General features: G+C 57.2%; 16 protein-coding genes, 1 tRNA gene, 1 other RNA gene and 2 pseudogenes. 5 read left to right on the top strand and 15 right to left on the bottom strand.

Annotated elements, in window-relative coordinates; all coding sequences use genetic code 11:
* Window positions 1-6 precede the first annotated feature (6 nt).
* The 4 genes from bcsA to CSK29544_RS05580 all read right to left on the bottom strand — a co-directional run bounded on the left by bcsA (window position 7) and on the right by CSK29544_RS05580 (window position 4,475).
* A complete protein-coding gene (gene bcsA, locus CSK29544_RS05595) occupies window positions 7-2,625 on the bottom strand; it encodes a UDP-forming cellulose synthase catalytic subunit (protein ID WP_007895630.1) in 2,619 nt (872 codons plus the stop codon).
* Window positions 2,622-3,350, bottom strand: a complete 729-nt coding sequence (gene bcsQ / locus CSK29544_RS05590) for a cellulose biosynthesis protein BcsQ (RefSeq protein WP_004387628.1) — start codon at window positions 3,348-3,350, stop codon at window positions 2,622-2,624. The genes bcsA and bcsQ overlap by 4 nt, the downstream gene beginning before the upstream one ends.
* Entirely contained in the window at window positions 3,347-3,550 is a 204-nt protein-coding gene (bcsR, locus tag CSK29544_RS05585; RefSeq protein WP_004387626.1) for a cellulose biosynthesis protein BcsR, read from the bottom strand. Before bcsR ends, bcsQ begins: the two co-directional genes overlap by 4 nt.
* A gap of 227 nt (window positions 3,551-3,777) precedes the next feature.
* A protein-coding gene (locus CSK29544_RS05580) for an IS1-like element IS1B family transposase (RefSeq protein WP_095033700.1) occupies window positions 3,778-4,475 on the bottom strand; the annotation gives its coding sequence in 2 pieces (ribosomal slippage) (window positions 3,778-4,226 and window positions 4,226-4,475; 699 coding nt in all).
* 57 nt (window positions 4,476-4,532) lie between these two features.
* Here CSK29544_RS05580 and bcsE point away from each other — a divergent pair.
* From bcsE to bcsG, 3 genes and pseudogenes are all read left to right on the top strand, one after another.
* Window positions 4,533-6,074 (top strand): annotated as a pseudogene (gene bcsE / locus CSK29544_RS05575) (cellulose biosynthesis protein BcsE); the annotation flags it as partial.
* Window positions 6,071-6,268: a cellulose biosynthesis protein BcsF gene (gene bcsF, locus CSK29544_RS05570; protein WP_004387623.1), complete on the top strand. Its 198-nt coding sequence runs from the start codon at window positions 6,071-6,073 to the stop codon at window positions 6,266-6,268. The pseudogene bcsE and the gene bcsF, both read left to right, overlap by 4 nt.
* Window positions 6,261-7,946 carry a cellulose biosynthesis protein BcsG gene (bcsG, locus tag CSK29544_RS05565; protein WP_007895623.1) on the top strand — a complete coding sequence of 562 codons (1,686 nt, stop codon included), beginning with the start codon at window positions 6,261-6,263 and terminating at the stop codon, window positions 7,944-7,946. Before bcsF ends, bcsG begins: the two co-directional genes overlap by 8 nt.
* A 211-nt stretch (window positions 7,947-8,157) precedes the next feature.
* Here bcsG and dppF read toward each other — a convergent pair whose 3' ends face one another.
* The 5 genes from dppF to dppA all read right to left on the bottom strand — a co-directional run bounded on the left by dppF (window position 8,158) and on the right by dppA (window position 13,899).
* Window positions 8,158-9,171 carry a dipeptide ABC transporter ATP-binding subunit DppF gene (gene dppF / locus CSK29544_RS05560; RefSeq protein ID WP_007797331.1) on the bottom strand — a complete coding sequence of 338 codons (1,014 nt, stop codon included), beginning with the start codon at window positions 9,169-9,171 and terminating at the stop codon, window positions 8,158-8,160.
* Complete coding sequence (gene dppD / locus CSK29544_RS05555) at window positions 9,158-10,153, bottom strand: dipeptide ABC transporter ATP-binding protein (RefSeq protein WP_004387621.1); 996 nt, start codon at window positions 10,151-10,153, stop codon at window positions 9,158-9,160. Before dppD ends, dppF begins: the two co-directional genes overlap by 14 nt.
* Window positions 10,154-10,164: 11 nt before the next feature.
* Window positions 10,165-11,067, bottom strand: coding sequence for a dipeptide ABC transporter permease DppC (dppC, locus tag CSK29544_RS05550; protein WP_007895619.1), 903 nt, complete (start codon window positions 11,065-11,067; stop codon window positions 10,165-10,167).
* A 9-nt stretch (window positions 11,068-11,076) separates the two neighbouring features.
* Window positions 11,077-12,096 carry a dipeptide ABC transporter permease DppB gene (dppB, locus tag CSK29544_RS05545; RefSeq protein WP_007895616.1) on the bottom strand — a complete coding sequence of 340 codons (1,020 nt, stop codon included), beginning with the start codon at window positions 12,094-12,096 and terminating at the stop codon, window positions 11,077-11,079.
* 195 nt (window positions 12,097-12,291) lie between these two features.
* On the bottom strand, window positions 12,292-13,899 hold the full coding sequence (gene dppA / locus CSK29544_RS05540) for a dipeptide ABC transporter periplasmic-binding protein DppA (RefSeq protein WP_012126310.1): 1,608 nt from the start codon (window positions 13,897-13,899) through the stop codon (window positions 12,292-12,294).
* Between the two features lie 757 nt (window positions 13,900-14,656).
* On the opposite strand from dppA, the pseudogene CSK29544_RS05535 reads away from it, so the two are divergent.
* Together CSK29544_RS05535 and CSK29544_RS05530 are read left to right on the top strand one after the other, a co-directional pair.
* Window positions 14,657-15,585: pseudogene (locus tag CSK29544_RS05535) on the top strand (DUF8812 domain-containing protein).
* The gene (locus tag CSK29544_RS05530; protein ID WP_007895607.1) at window positions 15,575-16,033 is read left to right on the top strand and encodes a lysozyme inhibitor LprI family protein; all 459 of its coding nucleotides are present in this window, start codon (window positions 15,575-15,577) and stop codon (window positions 16,031-16,033) included. The pseudogene CSK29544_RS05535 and the gene CSK29544_RS05530 overlap by 11 nt, the downstream one beginning before the upstream one ends.
* Window positions 16,034-16,089: 56 nt before the next feature.
* Here the strand turns inward: CSK29544_RS05530 and CSK29544_RS22480 are convergent.
* From CSK29544_RS22480 to CSK29544_RS05505, 6 genes are all read right to left on the bottom strand, one after another.
* Window positions 16,090-16,225, bottom strand: a non-coding RNA gene (locus CSK29544_RS22480) — RtT sRNA.
* A gap of 36 nt (window positions 16,226-16,261) precedes the next feature.
* Window positions 16,262-16,338 (bottom strand) — tRNA-Pro (locus CSK29544_RS05525).
* Between the two features lie 91 nt (window positions 16,339-16,429).
* Window positions 16,430-18,109: a kdo(2)-lipid A phosphoethanolamine 7''-transferase gene (gene eptB, locus CSK29544_RS05520; protein ID WP_007895604.1), complete on the bottom strand. Its 1,680-nt coding sequence runs from the start codon at window positions 18,107-18,109 to the stop codon at window positions 16,430-16,432.
* A 213-nt stretch (window positions 18,110-18,322) separates the two neighbouring features.
* Window positions 18,323-18,754 carry an organic hydroperoxide resistance protein gene (locus tag CSK29544_RS05515; protein WP_007895602.1) on the bottom strand — a complete coding sequence of 144 codons (432 nt, stop codon included), beginning with the start codon at window positions 18,752-18,754 and terminating at the stop codon, window positions 18,323-18,325.
* A gap of 118 nt (window positions 18,755-18,872) precedes the next feature.
* Entirely contained in the window at window positions 18,873-20,075 is a 1,203-nt protein-coding gene (locus CSK29544_RS05510; protein ID WP_029039192.1) for an L-lactate MFS transporter, read from the bottom strand.
* Between the two features lie 156 nt (window positions 20,076-20,231).
* The gene (locus tag CSK29544_RS05505) at window positions 20,232-20,861 is read right to left on the bottom strand and encodes a lipase (protein ID WP_007895600.1); all 630 of its coding nucleotides are present in this window, start codon (window positions 20,859-20,861) and stop codon (window positions 20,232-20,234) included.
* Between the last annotated feature and the right edge of the window lie 96 nt (window positions 20,862-20,957).

Genomic DNA, 20,957 nt, shown 5'->3' with positions numbered 1-20,957 from the left:
TATTCATCATTGTTGAGCCATAACCGGGAGCGCACGCTCCCCCAGCGCCGTCCGCTCCGGACGACGGGGGATAAACGACACTATCCAGGAAACCAGCGTGGTAAGGGTGCGAAAGACAATTTTAAGTGACGCTGGCGCGAATTCCGCCAGGTGGCGATAGCCTCTGAAACCGAGCTTGAGGATATCGAGCATGCTTTCCAGCGGTTTGTCTTCCGGGAAACTGTCCTGCCAGAGCGCCCAGGTGTCGGCGCGCGCGAAGGTACACTGTACAAAATCGATGTGCTGGCGCGTGGTCAGGCCGTCGAGGTTGAGGCCGATTTCGTCGCCGAAGACGCGTACCACTTTCGCCGGGAAGACATACTCCTGCGCGCCGCGTTTCATCAGCAGGTTCACTTTTTGCCCCTGTAACCACTGCGCCCCGCCGTGCACCTTAATGCCGAGGCCACCGTCGGAGTAATCCTGCACCGTACAGGAGAAGAGGTGACCGTCTTCACGGGCGATCGCCGCCGGCATCACCATTTCGACACGATGGGAGCGGCGCACCTGTTTACTTTCCACCGACACCGCCACCGCGCCGCCGAGGATAATCAGGTTGTAGAAGACCCAGACGATACTCACGATAACCGTCAGCATTTCATTGGCCGGACCGTAGAAATAACGCCAGACGCCGACCAGCACGCCAAGCAGGTTAATCAACACCAGCATCAGATACGGACGCGAAATCACCCAGTCCACGTACTCTTCTTCCACCAGCCCGCCTTTGGCGGTGACGTTGAATTTCCCTTTGTGCGGGTTGAACAGCGCCACCATCGTGGGCCGCGTAATGTACCAGGCGAGCACCGTTTCGTAGATTTCACTCCAGAACGAGTGGCGATATTTGCCCTGAATTTTGGAGTTCGTCAGGCTCGCGTGCGCCATGTGCGGCAGCACAAACAGCGCAATCATCAGCGCGGGCGCGTAGATGATGTAGGCGTGCAGCAACAGGAACGCCAGCGGCGCGGTCAGGAAGATAAGCCGCGGCACGCCGGAGAGGAAGTGCAGCATCGCGTTGACGTAGCACAGCCGCTGGCCGAGCTTAAGCCCTTTACCAAAGAGCGGGTTATCGAGACGGAAAATCTGCACCATGCCGCGCGCCCAGCGGATACGCTGGCCGATATGCGCCGACAGGCTTTCCGTCGCGAGCCCCGCCGCCTGCGGAATACGCATATAGGCGGAGGTGTAGCCGCGCCGGTGCAGACGCAGCGATGTGTGGGCGTCTTCGGTGACGGTTTCTACCGCGATGCCGCCGATTTCATCCAGCGGGCCGCGGCGGATCACAGCGCACGAGCCGCAGAAAAAGGTCGCGTCCCACATGTCGTTACCGTCCTGCACCAGCCCGTAAAACAGCGTTCCTTCGTTCGGCGTTTTACGAAAACGCCCGAGGTTGCGCTCAAACGGGTCCGGCGAGAAGAAGTGGTGCGGCGTCTGCATCATCGCGAGCTTTTTATCTTTCAGGAACCAGCCGAGCGTCAGTTGCAGGAAAGAGCGCGTCGGGACGTGGTCGCAGTCGAAAATCGACACGAACTCTCCTTTCGCGAGCTTCAGCGCGTTGTTAATGTTGCCCGCTTTGGCGTGCTCGTGCGTCGGACGCGCCACATACTCCACGCCAACGGATTGCGCGAAACGGCGAAACTCCTCGCGGTTGCCATCATCCAGTATCCAGATTTTGAGCTTGTCTTTCGGCCAGTCGATGCCAAGCGAGGCGTAAATGGTGTTTTTCACCACGTGCAGATCTTCGTTATAGGTCGGCACGAAAATATCGACGGAAGGCCACGCTTTAAGATCTTTCGGCAGCGGCACCGGCTGGCGGTTAAGCGGCCAGATCACCTGGAAGTAGCCAAGCACCAGCACCACCCACGCGTAGGTTTCCGCCACCAGCAGCACCAGACCACACACCAGGCTGACCGGATCGTTCCAGTTCAGCGTCGAGGTGTAGCGCCACCAGATGTAGCGGCAGGAGACGGTCAGCGACAGCACAATCAGCATCAGCGCCGAGAAGCGGCCCGGCATACGGCGCACCAGCAGCGCCACGCCCCAGAGCAGCAGCAGGAAAATAAACTGTGAGAGCGGGTTGAACGGCTGCGTCACACAGATAAGCGCCAGCACCAGCGAGAAAATAACCACCACGCCCAGCACGACGCGTCGCAGTCGTTCGTTAATGTGGCCGAGCTCTTTTTGCTCGTTAAGGTGGTCGGTTTCATCGCTGAAGCGTTGCGGGAGCGTCTCCAGCCAGAGGTTAAAACGCTCGCGCCAGACCTGCAGTTTCGAAACAGGCCGCCAGCGCGGCGTGCCGACGGCGCGCCAGGGACGCAGCGCCACCAGCCACAGCGCCTGGAGCAGATAACGCACGGTATCGAGCGGACGCGGGCGGTCGGGATGAATATGCGGGAACAGCAGCGCGTGCTGCGCGCGGATCGCCTGCCAGCGCGGGTTTTCCAGCGGCAAAAAGAGCCAGGCGAGCGTCAGCCAGAAACAGCCCAGCGCCGCGCTGAACGGCGGCGCGCCGTTGCGGCGATACGTGATATAACGCTCGCGCAGCCGCGCGCGAACCGGCGGCGCGAGCACCAGCGCGGAGAGGCTTATCATGCGCCCTCACTCCTGTAATGCAGCAGGCACCAGTTCGCCAGCGTGACAATCTCTTCGGCCACCAGCGAATCCGGGCGGTATTCCCCCACCGGCTGTTTGGCGGCCAGGCTTTCCATCATCGCCTCGTCGCGATGCACCGCGACCGGCACCAGGTTACGCTGCGTTTGCAGCCAGAGCTGCCAGATGTCGTTCTGTATCTGGCTTGAAATCAGGCGGAAATTCGCCAGCAGATCGCAGCCGCTCGGCAGCGCCTGCTGATGTAAGCGGGCGTGACAGTTGGCGTCGGGCTGCACCACGCAAAGCGTGCGGTCCGCCACCTGCAACAGGCTGCGGGTCACGGCGTCAAAGCCGCACGGCAGATCCAGCAATATCCAGCGCCACTGGCCGCTCGCCTTGAGCATGTGCAGATGCTGCGCGAATGCGCTGAGCGCTGGCGTCACGTCGTTTTCCCGCTCCGTCTGACGCAGCGCGCCATACGGCAGCACGTCCAGACCCGGCGCGTAACGCCAGGCGGTGGACTGCCAGGGTTTATCGTCCAGCAGCGCGCGCGCCCAGCCGTCAGCGTGGTCGAAATCGATATTAAAAGAGAGGCGCAGCAGGTTATCGGGCGAGGCGTCAATCGCCAGCACCGATTCGCCCAGCTGATGCAGCGCCCAACCGAGCGCCGCCGTTAATGAGGTTGTCCCCACGCCGCCGCGCACGCCCTGTAATGCCAGAACGGTCATCCTTGCGCTCCTGCGTCACGACGCGCTAATTCTGCCAGCAAGGGCCAGCGCGCAATTGCCGTCGCGAGTTGTTCACGTTGTGATATATCGGTGTAGTCGAGATCTGGAAGTGAAAACACCCGGCTGAGCGCTTCAAAATCATTCTGGAAGGTATAGCCACGATCGGGCTGGCGTGCGGCCTTAGCGTCATTCTCAGGCATATATTCTATTTTTCCTTAGAGCAATATCACTAAAGCCAGCAAACGAAAACAGTGAATCTACGCAATCCCGGTTTGCATGCTAATGATCATGTTCTTTAATTTCAATGTTAGGTTTATTTCCTGGCTTTCGCTAGTAAACTGACACTCATACTCTTTATATATTGAGGGCGCCATGGCTCTTGTTTTTTCAATTGGCATTGATTCGCTCTGGGGGTAATGACTCCAACTTATTGATAGTGTTTTATGTTCAGATAATGCCCGATGACTTTGTCATGCAGCTCCACCGATTTTGAGAACGACAGCGACTTCCGTCCCAGCCGTGCCAGGTGCTGCCTCAGATTCAGGTTATGCCGCTCAATTCGCTGCGTATATCGCTTGCTGATTACGTGCAGCTTTCCCTTCAGGCGGGATTCATACAGCGGCCAGCCATCCGTCATCCATATCACCACGTCAAAGGGTGACAGCAGGCTCATAAGACGCCCCAGCGTCGCCATAGTGCGTTCACCGAATACGTGCGCAACAACCGTCTTCCGGAGCCTGTCATACGCGTAAAACAGCCAGCGCTGGCGCGATTTAGCCCCGACGTATCCCCACTGTTCGTCCATTTCCGCGCAGACGATGACGTCACTGCCCGGCTGTATGCGCGAGGTTACCGACTGCGGCCTGAGTTTTTTAAATGGCGGAAAATCGTGTTGAGGCCAACGCCCATAATGCGGGCGGTTGCCCGGCATCCAACGCCATTCATGGCCATATCAATGATTTTCTGGTGCGTACCGGGTTGAGAAGCGGTGTAAGTGAACTGCAGTTGCCATGTTTTACGGCAGTGAGAGCAGAGATAGCGCTGATGTCCGGCGGTGCTTTTGCCGTTACGCACCACCCCGTCAGTAGCTGAACAGGAGGGACAGCTGATAGAAACAGAAGCCACTGGAGCACCTCAAAAACACCATCATACACTAAATCAGTAAGTTGGCAGCATCACCCGCTCTGGGATGAACTGCGCCATATTTCCGCAGGCGGAACAGCCTGGATAAATTGCGACCGCCACAGCGATGCCATTACATTCGTCAACCAGACGCTGCTTGCGCAACCCCCCGAAACCAAAGTGGCTGTAATTACGATGGACGCCGCGCCGGAAGCCGTGATTACGCCGCTGCCGGCTGCACCGCAAGGCCCGGATGAAGTACGCCTGTTTACCATGCCGAAAAATCAAAATGCGCTTCATCGCCTGCATCACGATCTGCTTTGCAGTTTCGAACCTGAAAACTATTTCATTGTGCTGCTGTGCGCGGAAAACGCCTGGCAAGGCGTAGCGCCCGCTCATATTAAAGCCTGGATAAGAAAAAGCCAAAGCTGGGCGCAGGAACATCACTGCACATTGCTGATTATTAATTCCGGCGCGCAGGCCGACCAGCAAACTTCCATGCTGATGACCGAATATCAGCAGCTCTCCGGGCTTGCCACGCTGCGCTATCAGGGCGACGCCTGGCTGTATGATGTGGCGTTCTGGTTTAACGATAAAGGCGTGAGCGCGCGTCAGCAGTTGCCGGTGACATTCATTAATGACCGCCTGTCGCTGGTGCCACGCCAGGAGGTCTCATTCCAGGCGCGCAGCGACGAACGCCGCGTGCTGAGCCATATCGCGGTGCTCGAAGGCGCGCCGCCGCTGTCGGAAAACTGGACGCTCTTTGAGGACAACGATTCGCTGTTTAACGAGGCGCGTCAGGCGCAGGCCGCGACGGTGATTTTCTCCCTCACGCAAAATAACCAGATTGAAGGGCTGGCGCGTCATGTACACGCCCTGCGCCGTCAGCGCGGCAGCGCGCTGAAAATCCTCGTGCGTGAAAACAAAGCCAGCGTGCGCGCCACCGACGAACGGCTGCTGCTGGGCTGCGGCGCGAATATGGTGATCCCGTGGAACGCCCCGCTCTCGCGCTGCCTGACGCTGATTGAAAGCGTGCAGAATCAGCAATTCACCCGCTTTGTGCCGGAAGATGTGGATATGCTGCTGGAGGCGATGCAGCCGCTGAAAATGCGCGGCTATCAGCCGTGGGATATCTTCTGCAACGCCGTCGGCGCGCTGATGAGCAACGTGTTAATTCCGCAGGACAACAAAGGGATTCTGGTCGCGCTGCGCCCGGTGCCGGGCATTCGCGTTGAGCAGGCGCTGACGCTCTGCCGTCCGGGCCGCATGGGTGATATCGTAACGCTCGGCGAAAACCGGCTGGTGCTGTTTCTATCGTTCTGCCGCATTACCGATCTCGACACTGCGCTGAGCCATATTTTCCCGCTGCCGATAAGCGAGCTGTTTTCCAACCGTATGGTGTGGCATGAAGATAAACAGATAGCGGCGGAGATCATGCAGATGAGCGCGATGCGCCCGGAACAATGGACTGCGCCGCTTGAGATGACCCGTAAGGCAAGGGAAACGGCCGCGCTGCTTGCCGACACGCCCAAAACGGTCACGCGCCGTGTGCCGACGCCCGTTACGCTGCTTAACGACACCGCACAGGAGCGCGCGTTATGATGTCGATTAGCGATATTCTTCAGCTTATTGCGCTGTGCGCGCTGATTTTTATCCCGCTGGGATACGCGCTGTGTGTGGGCAAGCGTCGCATGATGAAAACGCTGCGCCCGCTGCTGTTTCGCCCACGATTTGTTAAACCCGCTGGTACGTTGCGCCGCCGCTCTACCGTCAAGGCAAATTTAAAACATGACTAATCACGTTCACTCCGCTCCCCTTGCCCGCTCAGGCTGGCAAAACTGGCGCGGCCTTTCCGGCTGGAACTACTATTTTCTGCTGAAATTCGGCCTGCTCTGGACGGGCTATCTGAATTTCCACCCGCTCGCCAACCTGGTGTTTATGGCGTTTCTGCTGTTCCCTATTCCGAACCTGCGCCTGCATCGCCTGCGCCACTGGATAGCCATTCCTGTCGGTATCGGCCTGTTCTGGCATGATACCTGGCTGCCTGGCCCGCAGAGCATTATGAGTCAGGGCTCGCAGGTGGCGGGATTTAGCACCAGTTATGTGCTGGATCTCGTGGCACGCTTTATTAACTGGCAGATGATTGGCGCCGCCTTTGTGCTGCTGGTCGCCTGGATGTTCCTCTCACAGTGGGTGCGGGTAACGGTATTTGTGGTGGCGATTATGGTCTGGCTTAACGTGCTGACCGTAACCGGCCCGGTCGTCTCGCTGTGGCCTGCCGGGAATACCACGGCGGCGACGGTCACCACGACCGGTGGCGGCGCGGCACCGACCGTCGCGAACGCAGGGGGTACGGTGGTGGCGGGCGATATTCCGCTGCAAACCGCGCCTGCGAGCAACCAGAGCATTAACGACTGGCTGAACAGCTTTTACACCAGCGAATCCAAACGCCAGACAACCTTCCCGGCGAGCCTGCCGGCAGATGCGCAGCCGTTCGATCTGCTGGTTATCAACATCTGTTCGCTGGCTTGGTCTGACGTGGAGGCCACAGGTTTGATGTCGCATCCGCTCTGGTCGCATTTCGACATCGTGTTTAAGAATTTTAACTCCGGCACGTCATACAGCGGCCCGGCCGCTATCCGCCTGCTGCGCGCGAGCTGCGGGCAGCCGTCGCATAAAAATCTCTACCAACCCGCAGGCGAGCAGTGCTACCTGTTCGATAACCTGGCGAAACTGGGCTTTAAGCGCCACCTGATGATGGACCATAACGGCGAGTTCGGTAACTTCCTGAAGGAAGTACGCGAAAACGGCAATATGCAGGAGCCGTTGATGGATCAATCCGGCCTGCCGGTGAATCTGTTGTCGTTTGACGGCTCGCCGGTGTATGACGATACGGCGGTGCTGAACCGCTGGCAGCAAACCGTGAAGAGCGAGGGCAGCGGCGATCGCAGCGCCACATTCTTTAACCTGCTGCCACTGCATGACGGTAACCACTATCCGGGCAACAGCAAAACCGCCGATTACAAAGCGCGCGCGCAGAAGCTGTTTGATGAGCTGGATGCGTTCCTGACGCAGCTTGAGAAAGAGAACCGCAAAGTGATGGTGGTGGTGGTACCGGAGCACGGCGCGGCGCTGCAGGGCGATAAGATGCAGGTGTCTGGCCTGAGCGATATCCCGAGCCCGGCTATCACCCATGTGCCGGTGGGCATTAAGTTTATCGGCATGAAAGCGCCGCATCAGGGTTCAGCGCTGGAGATAGACCAGCCGAGCAGCTTCCTCGCGATTTCCGAGCTTGTGGTGAGAGTACTCGATGGCAAAGACTTCGTGGCCGATAACGTGGACTGGCAGGGGCTGACCAGTAACCTGCCGCAGAGCGCGCCGGTTTCCGAGAACGCCAACGCCGTGGTGGTGCAGTATCAGGGCAAACCGTGGGTGCGCTTAAGCGGCGGCGACTGGGTACCTTATCCGCAATAAGGTGTCAGGCCGCCTGCATTATTCGCAGGGTGGATAAGCGCAGCGCATCCACCAACCACCCCGCTACGGCGGGTGCGCAAGCTTACCCGCCCTACACAGGCGGGCCCGTGTTTCGTAGGGTGGATAAGCGCAGCGCATCCACCGGCCTTGCACCGTAACGCCCATAAAAAAGCCGACGCTCTGCGTCGGCTTTTTACGTTTTGCTTCACCGTTAAGGAATGCGCGGCTCGCCGGTTTCATCCTGATCGACGGCGAAACAGGCGACCAGCTGGCCATTATATTCCTTCAACTGCGGCTGGATCTGCGTACACGGGCCAAAACGGCGACGGCAGCGGGCGCTAAAGGCGCACCCCGGCGGCGGGTTCAGCGGGCTCGGCAGTTCGCCGGTGAGCTTAATTCGCTCGCGGCGGTCGTCCGGATTCAGGCGCGGCGTCGCGGAGAGCAGCGCCTGGGTATACGGATGACGCGGGTTCGAGAAAATCTGGTCTTTGGTGCCCTTCTCCACGCAGCGGCCGAGATACATCACCATCACTTCATCGGCGATATGCTCCACCACCGACAAATCGTGGGAGATAAACACATACGACAGCCCCAGATCCTGCTGCAAATCCATCATCAGGTTCAGCACCTGCGCGCGCACTGATACATCCAGCGCCGAGACCGGTTCATCGGCGATCACCACATCCGGGTCGAGCATCAGCCCGCGCGCGATGGCGATACGCTGGCGCTGACCGCCGGAGAACATATGCGGGTAGCGATCGTAATGCTCGGTTTTCAACCCCACTTTCGCCATCATCGCCAGCGCTTTCTCGCGGCGCGCCTCTTTACTGAGACGGGTATTGATAAGCAGCGGCTCCTCAAGGATTTGCCCCACTTTTTTGCGCGGGTTCAGCGAGCCGTACGGGTTCTGGAACACGATCTGGATTTTCTGGCGGCGCAGTTTCTCCGCCGTTTCGTCCGGTTTCAGCAGATCCTGCCCCTGGTAGTACAGCTCGCCGCCGGTCGGCGTTTCAATCATGGTGAGCAGACGGCCCAGCGTGGATTTCCCACAGCCGGACTCGCCCACCACCGCCAGCGTTTTACCGCGCTCAAGCGTAAACGACACGCCATCCAGCGCTTTCACCAGACGCTCCGGCGCGAAGAGCCCCTTCTTCACCGGGTAATGTTTTTTCAGGTCGATAGCCTGCAACAGCGGTTGCTGCAGAGTGGCCTCATGCGTGCTCATAATTGGTTGGCCTCCCGGCATCATCGAGGGGGTAGTGGCATTTCGACTGGCGGCCATTGTCCACCAGGTTTAACGCCGGTTCTTCCACGCGGCAGCGTTCAGTCGCGTAGGGGCAGCGCGGGTTGAGCAGACAGCCCGTCGGGCGGTCATATTTCCCCGGCACCACGCCCGGCAGCGACGCCAGACGCGCCTTATCCTGCGCGAATTCCGGCAGGGCGCGCAGCAGCGCCTGGGTATACGGGTGACGCGGCGCGCGGAAGATATCCCGCGCCTCGCCGGTTTCCACCACCTGGCCTGCGTACATCACGATGATTTTGTGCGCCGCTTCGGCCACCAGCGCGAGGTCATGGGTGATAAGGATCAGCGCCATGTTCTCTTTTTGCTGAAGCTCCAGCAGCAGTTCAATGATCTGCGCCTGGATGGTCACATCCAGCGCGGTGGTCGGTTCATCGGCTATCAGCAGCTTCGGACGACAGGCGATAGCCATGGCTATCATCACGCGCTGGCTCATCCCGCCGGAAAGCTGGTGCGGATAGACATCCAGACGTGACGCAGGGTCCGGGATACCAACCTGGTTTAGCAGATCAATCGCGCGCTGGCGGCGGGTCTTTTTATTGCCGCCCTGGTGCACTTTGATAGCCTCCATAATCTGGAAACCCACGGTGTAGCAGGGGTTCAGGCTGGTCATCGGATCCTGGAAGATCATCGCCACTTCGGCGCCCACCAGGTTCCGGCGCTCTTTCTCAGAAATACGCTGTAAATCCTGGCCGTTAAATTCCAGTTTGTCCGCCATCACGCGGCCAGGGAAATCGATAAGGCCCATAATCGCCAGCGAGCTGACCGATTTACCGGAACCCGATTCACCCACGATGCCGACCACTTCGCCCTGATTCACGCTGTAGCTCACGCGGTCTACGGCGCGGAACGGGGTGCCTTCGTCGCCAAAGTGCACCGATAATTTATCTACATTCAGTAACGCCATCTCGTGCCTCTTTACTGCTTGAGTTTGGGGTCGAGCGCGTCACGCAGGCCGTCACCCATCAGGTTAAATGCCAGCACCGTCAGCAGGATAGCGAGACCAGGGAAGGTCACGACCCACCAGGCACTTTGCGCGAACTGCAACACGTCGGAGAGCATGGTGCCCCACTCCGGTGTCGGCGGCTGCGCACCCATGCCGAGAAAGCCCAGTGCGGCCATATCGAGAATGGCATTCGAGAAACCGAGCGACGCCTGGACAATCAGCGGCGCAAGGCAGTTAGGGAAGATGTTCACGAACATCTGGCGCATCGCGCCGGCGCCCGCCACGCGAGAGGCGGTCACGTAATCGCGGCTCACTTCCACCAGCACCGCCGCGCGCGTTAAGCGCACGTAGTGCGGCAGCGCCACAAAGGTCAGCGCCAGCGAGGCGTTAACAATAGACGGGCCGAAAATCGCCACCAGCACCAGCGCCAGCAGCAGGCTCGGCAGCGCCAGCATGATATCGACGATACGCATGATGATGGTATCGACGATGCCGCCGAAATAGCCCGCCACCAGGCCGAGCACAATGCCCATCACCAGCGACAGCACCACCACCAGACAGCCGACCAGCAGCGACAGGCGCGCGCCGTACATCAGGCGCGACATCACATCGCGGCCTACGTCATCGGTGCCGAGAATATGCGCCCAGCTGCCGCCATCCTGCCAGACCGGCGGGGCCAGCAGCGCATCGCGGAACTGTTCTGCCGGGTTGTGCGGCGCGATAAAGTTGGCGAAGACGGCTATCAGGATCATGATGACGACATACACCAGCCCGACGACCGCGCCCTTGTTCCGTTTGAAGTAGTGCCAGAATTCCTGCATCGGCGTCATCGGCACCGGTGCGGCCACCACTTTGTTTTCAGTCATTTGCGTCATGATGGCCCCTTATTTCTTATGACGAATACGCGGGTTCACCACGCCATAGAGCAGATCGACCAGCAGGTTGACGAGAATAATCATCGTCGCCACCAGCAGCACGCCGCCCTGCACCACCGGATAATCGCGGCGCTGGAGCGCGTCGATGAGCCAGCGGCCGAGGCCCGGCCAGGAGAAGATGGTTTCGGTCAGGATAGCGCCCGCGAGCAGCGTGCCTACCTGAAGTCCAATCACCGTCACGACCGGCAGCATGGCGTTACGCAGCGCGTGAATGATGATGACGCGCATACGGGTCAGGCCCTTGGCGCGCGCGGTGCGGATGTAATCCTCGCCGAGCACTTCCAGCATCGCCGAGCGGGTCATACGCACGATCACCGCCAGCGGAATGGTGCCGAGCACTACGGCGGGCAGGATCATATGCGCCAGCGCGTCGATAAAGTTGCCCTCTTCGCCCCAGATGGCGGTGTCGATAAGCATAAAGCCGGTCAGCGGGTTGGTATCGTCAAGGAACACCATATCGCTGACGCGCCCGGAGACCGGCGTCAGGTTTAGCTGCACCGACACCAGCATGATCAGCATCATGCCCCACCAGAAAATAGGCATGGAGTAGCCGGTCAGCGCCAGGCCTACCGCCGTGTGATCGAAGATAGAGCCACGTTTAACGGCGGCCAGCACGCCCACCGGAATGCCCACGGCAACCGCGAAAATCATCGCGCAGACGCCAAGCTCCAGCGTCGCTTTAAAGCGCGGCACGAACTCGTCCCACACCGGGAGGCGGCTTTTAAGCGACAGGCCTAAATCACCATGCAGCACACCCCAGATATAGTGGAGATACTGTTCCCAGAGCGGCTTATCGAGGCCCAGCTCGGCCAGCAGCTGCGCGTGACGCTCAGGGGAAATACCACGTTCGCCCGCCATGATCATCACCGGGTCGCCGGGGATCATATGGACGAAGGCAAAAGTGAGAAGGGTAATACCGATAAACGTCGGGATAACAAGCCCCAGACGTCGGAGGATGAACTGCAACATAACCCGGATTCTCTGTAATGACGCACAACCAGGGGATGTGGTCTGTATTGCTCACAAATCTCATTCCCTCTCCTTTCAGCGAGGGAATAAAGCACTGCTGCCGGGTGTGCTGCGCTTACCCGGTCTGCAAGTGTAGACCGATATAAGCGCAGCGTCGCCGGACACGGGGCGCTCGCGCGCCCCTGACGGTTTTAATTATTCAACGGAGACGTTTTCGAAATGGTGTTTGCCCAGCGGATCGACCACGTAGCCTTTGACTTCTTTACGCACCGGCTCATACACGGTGGAGTGCGCGACGATAAGCGCCGGCGCCTGATCGTGCATCACGACCTGAGCCTGTTTGTAAAGCTCGATACGTTTGTTGTGGTCATCGGTCGCGCGCGCCGGTTGGATCAGATCTTCAAACGGCTTGTAGCACCAACGGGAATAGTTGGAGCCATCTTTCGCGGCGTCGCAGCTAAACAGGGTAGCGAAGAAGTTATCCGGATCCCCGTTGTCGCCGGTCCAGCCCATCATCACCGCCTGGTGTTCGCCTGCTTTGGCGCGCTTCAGGTACTCGCCCCACTCGTAGGTCACGATTTTCGCCTGAACGCCGATTTTCGCCCAGTCAGCCTGGATCATCTCGGCCATACGGCGCGCGTTGGGGTTATACGGACGCTGTACCGGCATCGCCCACAGCTCAACGGTGAAGCCCTTATCCTGGCCCGCTTCTTTCAGCAGCGCTTTGGCTTTCTCGACGTCATAGGTGTAATCCTTCACGTCGTCGTTATAGCCCCACATGGTCGGCGGGATCAGGTTTTTCGCGGCAACACCGGCACCCTGGTAAACCGCTTTGATGATGGCGTCTTTGTTCACCGCGTAGGTCAGCGCCTGACGCACTTTCACGTCGTCAAACGGCTTCTTCTCGGTGTTGAAGGAGAGATAGCCAACGTTCAGGCCCGCCTGCTCCATCAGGTTGATGCTCTTGTCCTGCTTCATGCGCGCGATGTCCGCCGGGTTCGGGTACGGCATCACCTGGCACTCGTTTTTCTGCAGTTTGGCATAACGAACGGACGCATCCGGCGTAATGGAGAAGACCAGACGGTCAATCTTCGGTTTGGTGCCCCAGAAGCCCGGGAACGCTTTATACAGAATGCGGGAATCTTTCTGGTATTGCTGAAGCTGGAACGGACCGGTGCCGATCGGGTTCAGGTCAACTTTCTCCGGCGTACCGGCTTTCAGCATGTTGTCTGCATATTCTTTGGAAAGAATCGACGCGAAGTCCATCGCCATATCGGCCAGGAACGGCGCTTCCGGGCGCGTCAGCACGAACTGGACGGTATTGTCATCGACTTTTTTCACTTCGCTAATCAGCGTCGGCAGGCCCATGCCTTCGAAATATTCGTAGCTGCCGCCAGAGACTTTGTGGTACGGGTTTTGATCGTTTTTCTGACGATCAAACGAGAACACGACGTCATCGGCGTTAAATTCGCGCGTCGGTTTGAAATCTTTATTGTCCTGCCATTTCACGCCTTTACGCAGATGGAAAGTATAGGTTTTACCATCTTCGCTGACGTCCCATTTCTCCGCGAGGCCCGGAATAATTTCCGTAGTGCCGGTTTTAAATTCAACCAGACGGTTGTAAATAGGCACAGAGCTTGCGTCGTAGGTAGTACCAGAGGTGAAGAGCTGTGGGTTAAAGCCTTCCGGCGAGCCTTCTGAACAGTAAACCAGGGTTTTGGCTTGTACGCTTGCGGCGACGGTCATAGCCACCAGGCTCAGACCAAACTTCAGCATCCCTGACTTCTTCAAGGAAATACTCATTCTTCTGCTCCAATGTGATAGGTGTTGTGTTTTCCGTCAGACCTTTTTTATTTTTTGCCCGGTCCGATCGTTAAGTGTGAGGCTGGGGATTCCTTTCGCAAGGGAGACTGAGTTGCAGTACAGATTGTCCGTAAAATGACCCTCACGCCCTACAATCTGTCAACAGAACACGCAAACGTCAATACAGCTATCCGGGATTTACAACCGGGTTGAGAAACGGCAAACAAAGATTAAAAAAACCTCATGGGCATGTTTTCAGCACGGAAATTTATGCTACGCCGCCACTCGCAGAATAATCGTCTTGATATTTTGTAACATCCAGCGCTTATGTTTTATCCGCTTAATGCAAAATTTCTGGCCCTGTGGCGAACTTATGAACGGTTTATGGCGCGATTTGTTAGCCATGCAGCAAAAAATGCTGAGGCAATATATAAGCAGAGCGGAAAGTATGTGGGATGTTTCATAACTATTTTCAATGAAATATGTCACAGAATCGCGTTCGCGCGGGAAAATCGAAGCTAAATAAGATTAACGAATTAAGCGGGTGAAGACTTTATTCAGGTATTCCCTGGAACAGAGTCTGAATGTGGGAGTGAAAAGCAATAACCTTTGGCCGCTTACGGTTTTATGGAGGGCCTCTTTAATACGATTTCAGCTCTGGTTTCTTTGACGCGTCACGCCTGAGGCATTCGCCACTTCTCTGCCGTGTCGACAAAAAATGGAAACCCTTACGAACTGACAAAAGGTATTGAGGTATATGAAAAGGAATTTTCATGAGCCACGCGTGCTGCGCTTGCAATCATCGGTAGGCGTTTGCGGCGTAAATTATGCTGATGACGTAAAAGCGCTACAAGAATTGATGATGAAAGCCGGCTATCAGACAGCGACAGGGCGTTCCTTAAAAGTGGACGGCATATGCAACAACGAAACCAAAGAAGCCATTATCTGGTATCAACGTCTGTTAACACTGTCCCGATCAGGCCTGGTACAGCCATTTGATCAATGGTTCATTGAAGCATTAAAAAATGCCAGTCAACCCGAGTGGCGCCCACGGATTACTTCCGGGCCGCTACATGTACGGGAAGCGCAATTTACTTTTGACAATGAAGGGACGGATTATATTACAGCCACCGATCCTTTCCGTCCGCACCCTTATCCCTGGTTCTCACGCATCTTACACTGGCCTCATTCTGCTGCTTCTGGCGTTACGCTTGGACGTGGCTACGATATGGGAAATCGAAGCGCTGGTGAGATTTTTGCGACACTAAGACAAGCGGGGATAGAAGAATACAAGGCCATTCTGGCATCTAAAGCCGCTTTTCTGAAAGGACGAGAGGCTGCCAGTTTCGTGAAATTTTATGGGCCGATTTTCGGCGAGATTACGCACCAACAACAGATAAGACTGTTTGAAATTGCTATACAATTTTATATTTCGAGGCGAAAAGGATCTTTAATGGACGCAAAGCGAGAATGATGTCTGCCATAAGCTGGGAAAAGATGCGTGTCAGATTAAAAGATATATACATCGATAGTTTGTATCAGGGATGTGAGTCAGCAGGTGAATTTGCCCGGTTGATTTTACTCGACGATCTGAAATCGGTGCGTTTATATCTGAAAACAGATCGCGCTCAGATGAACTCGCACGGAAGAAACTTAAAAAGGTTGCAATATATCAATGGGTTATAAGTTAATTTTTTTTCTGCCCTTTCTGTTGCTACCGACCACCTGCGTTGCTGCCTCGTCCATCATTTATGGAGAGGCAGCAAAGATATGTGCGAAGAGTGCGGATTATGCCGCCGGAACGCGATGTCTTGAGAGGCAGCGCAAGCAAACGGAGCAGGCGCTACAACAGACGCTGGCGGCGGCGCTGAAGCAGGTACAGTCGGAAGACTGGCTGGAGGCTAATGCGGATTACGAGGATGAAGATTCACAAATTGTTGTAGATACAGCCAATGCGCTGAAAAACGATCAGGCGGCATGGGAAAAACATAAGGCCCTGTTTTGTCAGGTGGCCAGTTCCCAGATCAGTGCTAAAACCCCTAACTATTGGGTTCTATCAACCCAGTGCGAAATCAATATGAATAAGGCACGTATCGTCGAGCTGAAAGCATTAATGGCGCAGGTGCAACCTTAAAGCGCGAACGCCGGAAAGCAAAAAGCCCTGCTCGTTGAGCAGGGCTTTTCTGAATTTGGTCGGTGCCAGAGGATAACTCGCCGCTTTGCGGCTTCGCCCTGCGGGTCGTTGCTTGCGCAACGTTCTCTCGCTGCGCTCGGGTCGAACCTCCCTGCCCCCGGAGGTTCTCATCCTCTCAGACGCCGGAAAGCAAAAAGCCCTGCTCGTTGAGCAGGGCTTTTCTGAATTTGGTCGGTGATAGAGGATTCGAACCTCCGACCCCTTCGTCCCGAACGAAGTGCGCTACCAGGCTGCGCCAATCACCGAATGCGGGGCGCATATTACTGCGCACCCTAATTCCCGTCAATCCCTTACTTTAAAAAAGCCTGTCGATCGGCTGAAAAGCCAGCGATATGGCTATTGTGCGGCGGAAGGAACATGACACCAGTTGTTATTCTGGTTGATGCCGCCATCCGGCGACTGATAGCCGAGGCAGCCCATAATGGTATCGAACAGCTCAACATGGCGATGCGGGCGCTTCTGCTCTGCCTGCAGTTTAAGCTGCGCGAACGCCTGTGCGTGCTGCGGATCGGCCAGATAGCTGTCGGACATCCAGACCATCATCGGCACGCGGAACTGTTCCGGCGGCGCGACATTGCGCGGCGTGCCGTGCAGGTGCTCTTTCTCATTGATCGATTCGCCATGATCCGCGGCGTAGAACACAATCGCTTTCTTATTGCGAACCTGGTCGATCACATCGGAGATAAAGCTGTCGACGTACAGCACCGAGTTATCATAGGCGTTAATCAACTCCTGACGGCTACAGTCTGAATCGACGCCCATGCACTCCGGCTGCCAGCGCGCATAGCTTCTTGGATAACGCTGCACATAGTTATAGTGAGAGCCTTTGGTATGCAGAATGATAAGGTGTTTGCCCTTATCGTGCCCCGCCAGCGAGTTTTTCATCTCATCCACCAGCAGCATGTCATCCACCTGCTTACCGCGGTTGCGCGGCTCAGCACCGATCTGCTCGCGGTAGGCGATGTTGTCCGCCATCGTGTTGCTGTAGAACCACATTTCGCTCTGCATCGCGTACAGATCTGAGCTAAAGCCCAGCTGTTTAAGCACCGCGAATACGTTCTGTTCTTTCAGCGTGCGCTGCGGGTTGTCATCCGCGCCGCCTTCACGAACAAACATGCAGCGCAGCGAGAGTTTGGTCGCCGTATCGCACGATTCACCGCGGAACGCCGCCAGGTTTTTCTCCTGGGCGAGTTTCGGCGTGGTGTTACGGTCGTAGCCAAGCAGGCCCATATGATCCCAGCGCGTGGTTTCGCCGATGATAAACACAACGTAAGTGTCATCGATGCCCTGCGGGGCCTGCCAGGTAAACTTTTTGGCCGGGTTCAGCAGCGATTTGTTATCGCTGGATTCATCGACCTGCGCCCATGCATACAGCCCCAGCGCGGAAAGCCAGTTCGACGGCAGATAGGAGTTTGCTACCACGCCGCCGTAGCTTGGCATATCAACCCCAGAGGTGCGCTCTTCATTTTTCTGCTGCAAATCCAGCAGGCGAATCGGTGCCCAGACCAGCAGGCCCGCCACAATCACCACCGCCGCGCTTTTCAGGCGCTGATCGCGGGTGCGCAGCTGACGCAGCAGCGTATCGCGGCAGCGGTTGCCCCAGATAAGCGTCAGCGGCACGATGCACACAAGAATCATCCACGCGATGAACTGCCAGCCGACCACTTCTTTCGAGAGATCGATATCGGTCGTCATTACCGACGCGATAATCCCGTAGCCAATCACCACGTTCATAAACGTCATGTAATAACTGGCCGCGGCAGAGAACAGCACCACCAGCGACGCCAGCACGCGCCAGACGCGCCGCCCCAGTAGCGACAACACACGCAGCAGGAAGAAGGTGACGAGCACCGTGGCCACCAGTTCAACGACCATCGACACGCCATTAACCCAGGAAAGATTCTGCGCATACCCGTCGAAACGACGATATAAAACCGCACAGTTAAAAAACAGACCGATGTAAACCGCCAGCAGAACGCTCAGTTTCTGTTGGGTCATCGAGAGGATGTATTTCATGCAAGCCGCCCGGCAAACAGGTGTGAAACCCGTTCCCCAAAAAATGAAAAAATAATGTATACGTGACAACGCTGAGGGAATCAGGCGATTCTTATCTCAGACGCGGGGTAGTAGACCACAGCGACGGGAAAAAGTGCGGGCATTTAGAGCGGCCCGGCTCCTATTTACAAAAATATGAGGCCGGAACCGCATTTTACGGAACGGGACAACCGGTTAGTCGGTGATGACGTTCAGTTTAACGTCAATGTTGCCACGGGTCGCGTTGGAGTACGGGCACACGATGTGGGCTTTCTGCACCAGCGATTCGGCTTCTGCACGGTCCATGCCCGGCAGATGAATATCCAGCTGAGCTTCGATCCCAAAACCGGTCGGCAGCGGCCCAATCCCTACCTGACCTTCAATAAAGGCGTCCTGCGGGACTTTCTTTTTCTCCTGGGAGGCGACATGTTTCAGCGCGCCCAGGAAGCAGGCCGAATAGCCCGCGGCGAAAAGCTGTTCAGGGTTAGTCACCTGACCACCCTGACCGCCCATCTCTTTCGGCACGCCGAGTTTCACGTCCAGCACGCCGTCATCGGACGTCGCACGGCCATCACGGCCGCCAGTCGCTTTCGCTTTTGCGCGATAAACCACTTTTTCTAAGGACATCTTGTTCTCCTTTGTGTTGGCAATCACAGCTAGTAAGCATAGAACGTCTGAGCGAACTGGGGAGAAAGTGAGAACATTCGGGGAAAGTGCCGCCGCAGAGCGCGGCGGCAAAAGGACATCAGGCGCGGGCGTGTTCCCAGGCCTCGCGGCGCGGCTGGCGAATGGTGGTGGAGATAGCCAGCGAGACAATCAGCAGCGCGAAGATAACGCAGAAGGTGACGTAAAAGCCGCCGAACAGCGAGGCGATAATCGATCCGCAGATGCTGCCGATCCCAAAGCCGAGATAAATCACGCCGTAGTTTTTCGCAAGATTGTTCAGGCCGAAGAAATCGCTGACCAGCGACGGATAGACCGTGATGGTGCCGCCGAAATTAAACGCCACGCAGGCGATAGCCGCGAAGAAAGTCATTTCATTGAGCGGCGCGAAGAGCAGCGCGGCCATCCCCACCAGCGAGACCACCTGGCCGAGCGTAATGACGCGAATGCGCGGCATTTTGTCGGAGAGAATGCCGAGCACCAGGCGGCCCGTCAGGTTCGCGATGGAAATCACCGTAACCGCGTTCGCGGCGGTGGCAGCGTCGAGGCGCACCATGCCCTGCGCGATATCTTTCGCCACGCCAATCACATACAGGCCGCTCATGCAGGCGGTCAGGAACATCAGCGCCAGCATCCAGTACTGCGGTTTACGCATCGATTCGGCCAGACTGTAATCGCCTTCGCCCGCGTTGTTGCCGGTGCGCGCAGGCTGATTCGGCGCGTCTTTCATCAGCAGCGCGCCGCCGATAATCATCACCATCACCATGCCGCCCCAGATAACAAACGTGCGCTCAAGCCCGACGGACGCCAGCAGATGGCTGTCGATAAATTTAAAACCGAGGCTCCCGAGACCATACGCGCCGATAGAAAACGCGGAGATAAGCCCTTTGCGCTCCGGGAACCACTTTACGCAGTTAGAGAGCGTCAGCAGATAACCGGCGCCGTCCGCGAGCCCCACCAGCACGCCCGCGCTCAGCCAGAGCATCATCAGGTTGCTGGCGTGAGAGGTGAGCACCAGCCCTAACCCCAGCAGCACGCCAGAGGCGATCGTCACGCGTTTCACGCCGAAACGCTCCTGCAGTTTACCGGCGACCGACGACGACAGCGCCAGCCCCAGGCTCAGCAGCCCGAAGGAGAACGCCACCTGGCTTACCGGCTCATCAAGCTTTTGCGACAGAGCGCTGTTAAACAGGCTCCAGGTATAGACCGAACCCAGCGCGAACTGGGTAATTATCGTGCCCACCAGGGTGAGCCACCGGGTACGCGAATGGATGGAAATACTCATGGTTGTTGTCCCACTGATAAGAAGAAAGCTTCACTACCTGCAACGATAGCGAACCCCCTACTTTTTCGGGGGAAAACGGCATGAGATGCCGCAGGCGCGGAATGAACTGCCGCGGCGAAGGCATGGATGGCCTTGAACGGGCGCGAATAGCGCGTTCTAAAAGGTGGCGCTGAGCCCGAGATTGTACATTTGCGCGTCGTTGTCGCTAAGCCGCCCTTCCGCCTGAGAGAACGACGCCCATGCCGCGAGATGCTTGTTAATCGGCATATCCGCGCCGACGGAAACATCCATCCACGAGCCATACTGGCTGCCAGGCAGCAGCGGCTGCATACTCCACAGCGGATCGCCATGCTGCTGGTTATAGCTCACCTGCGCCCACGGGCGCACCACGCCAAGACGCGAATCGAGCCGCCAGCCGAGTGAGCCAACGCTCGCATGCCAGTAGGCGTTATCCGCGCTGGCACCGTTATCCTGTAAAGGCAGGCCGTCGGCTTCGCGCCGCCAGCCCGCCACCGGACGAGCGACGACCGGCAGCGGCCATGACAGGTTCAGGCCTGCCGGCATCGCCGCCTCGTCGCGCTGCGTCTGCGCCACGCGCTCGGCCAGGATCTCGTCATAACTCGGTGTGCGATCGCTGTCCCACGTATAACGTTCAGAAGTGTTACTTTGGGGGTCAACAGCGATATATTCCTGTTGCCAGGCGTGTGCCGCCTGGCTAAAAACCAGAGACCACAACAGCACCGCCGCGCGTCGTAACGCATGGCGTTCAGAGATAGTTATCATCATCAAAGCGACTCCAGAAGAGAGCCGGTTCCGGCAGTTTTTATTGGCGTTATTAGCGGATGTGCGAGTAACCCTGAATTAACTATTGTCTCTTTATTT

Source organism: Cronobacter sakazakii (assembly GCF_000982825.1).
GTDB classification, from domain to species: domain Bacteria; phylum Pseudomonadota; class Gammaproteobacteria; order Enterobacterales; family Enterobacteriaceae; genus Cronobacter; species Cronobacter sakazakii.
The sequence above is the reverse complement of the archived record's forward strand: the minus strand, read 5'-3'. Positions and strand labels throughout refer to the sequence as shown.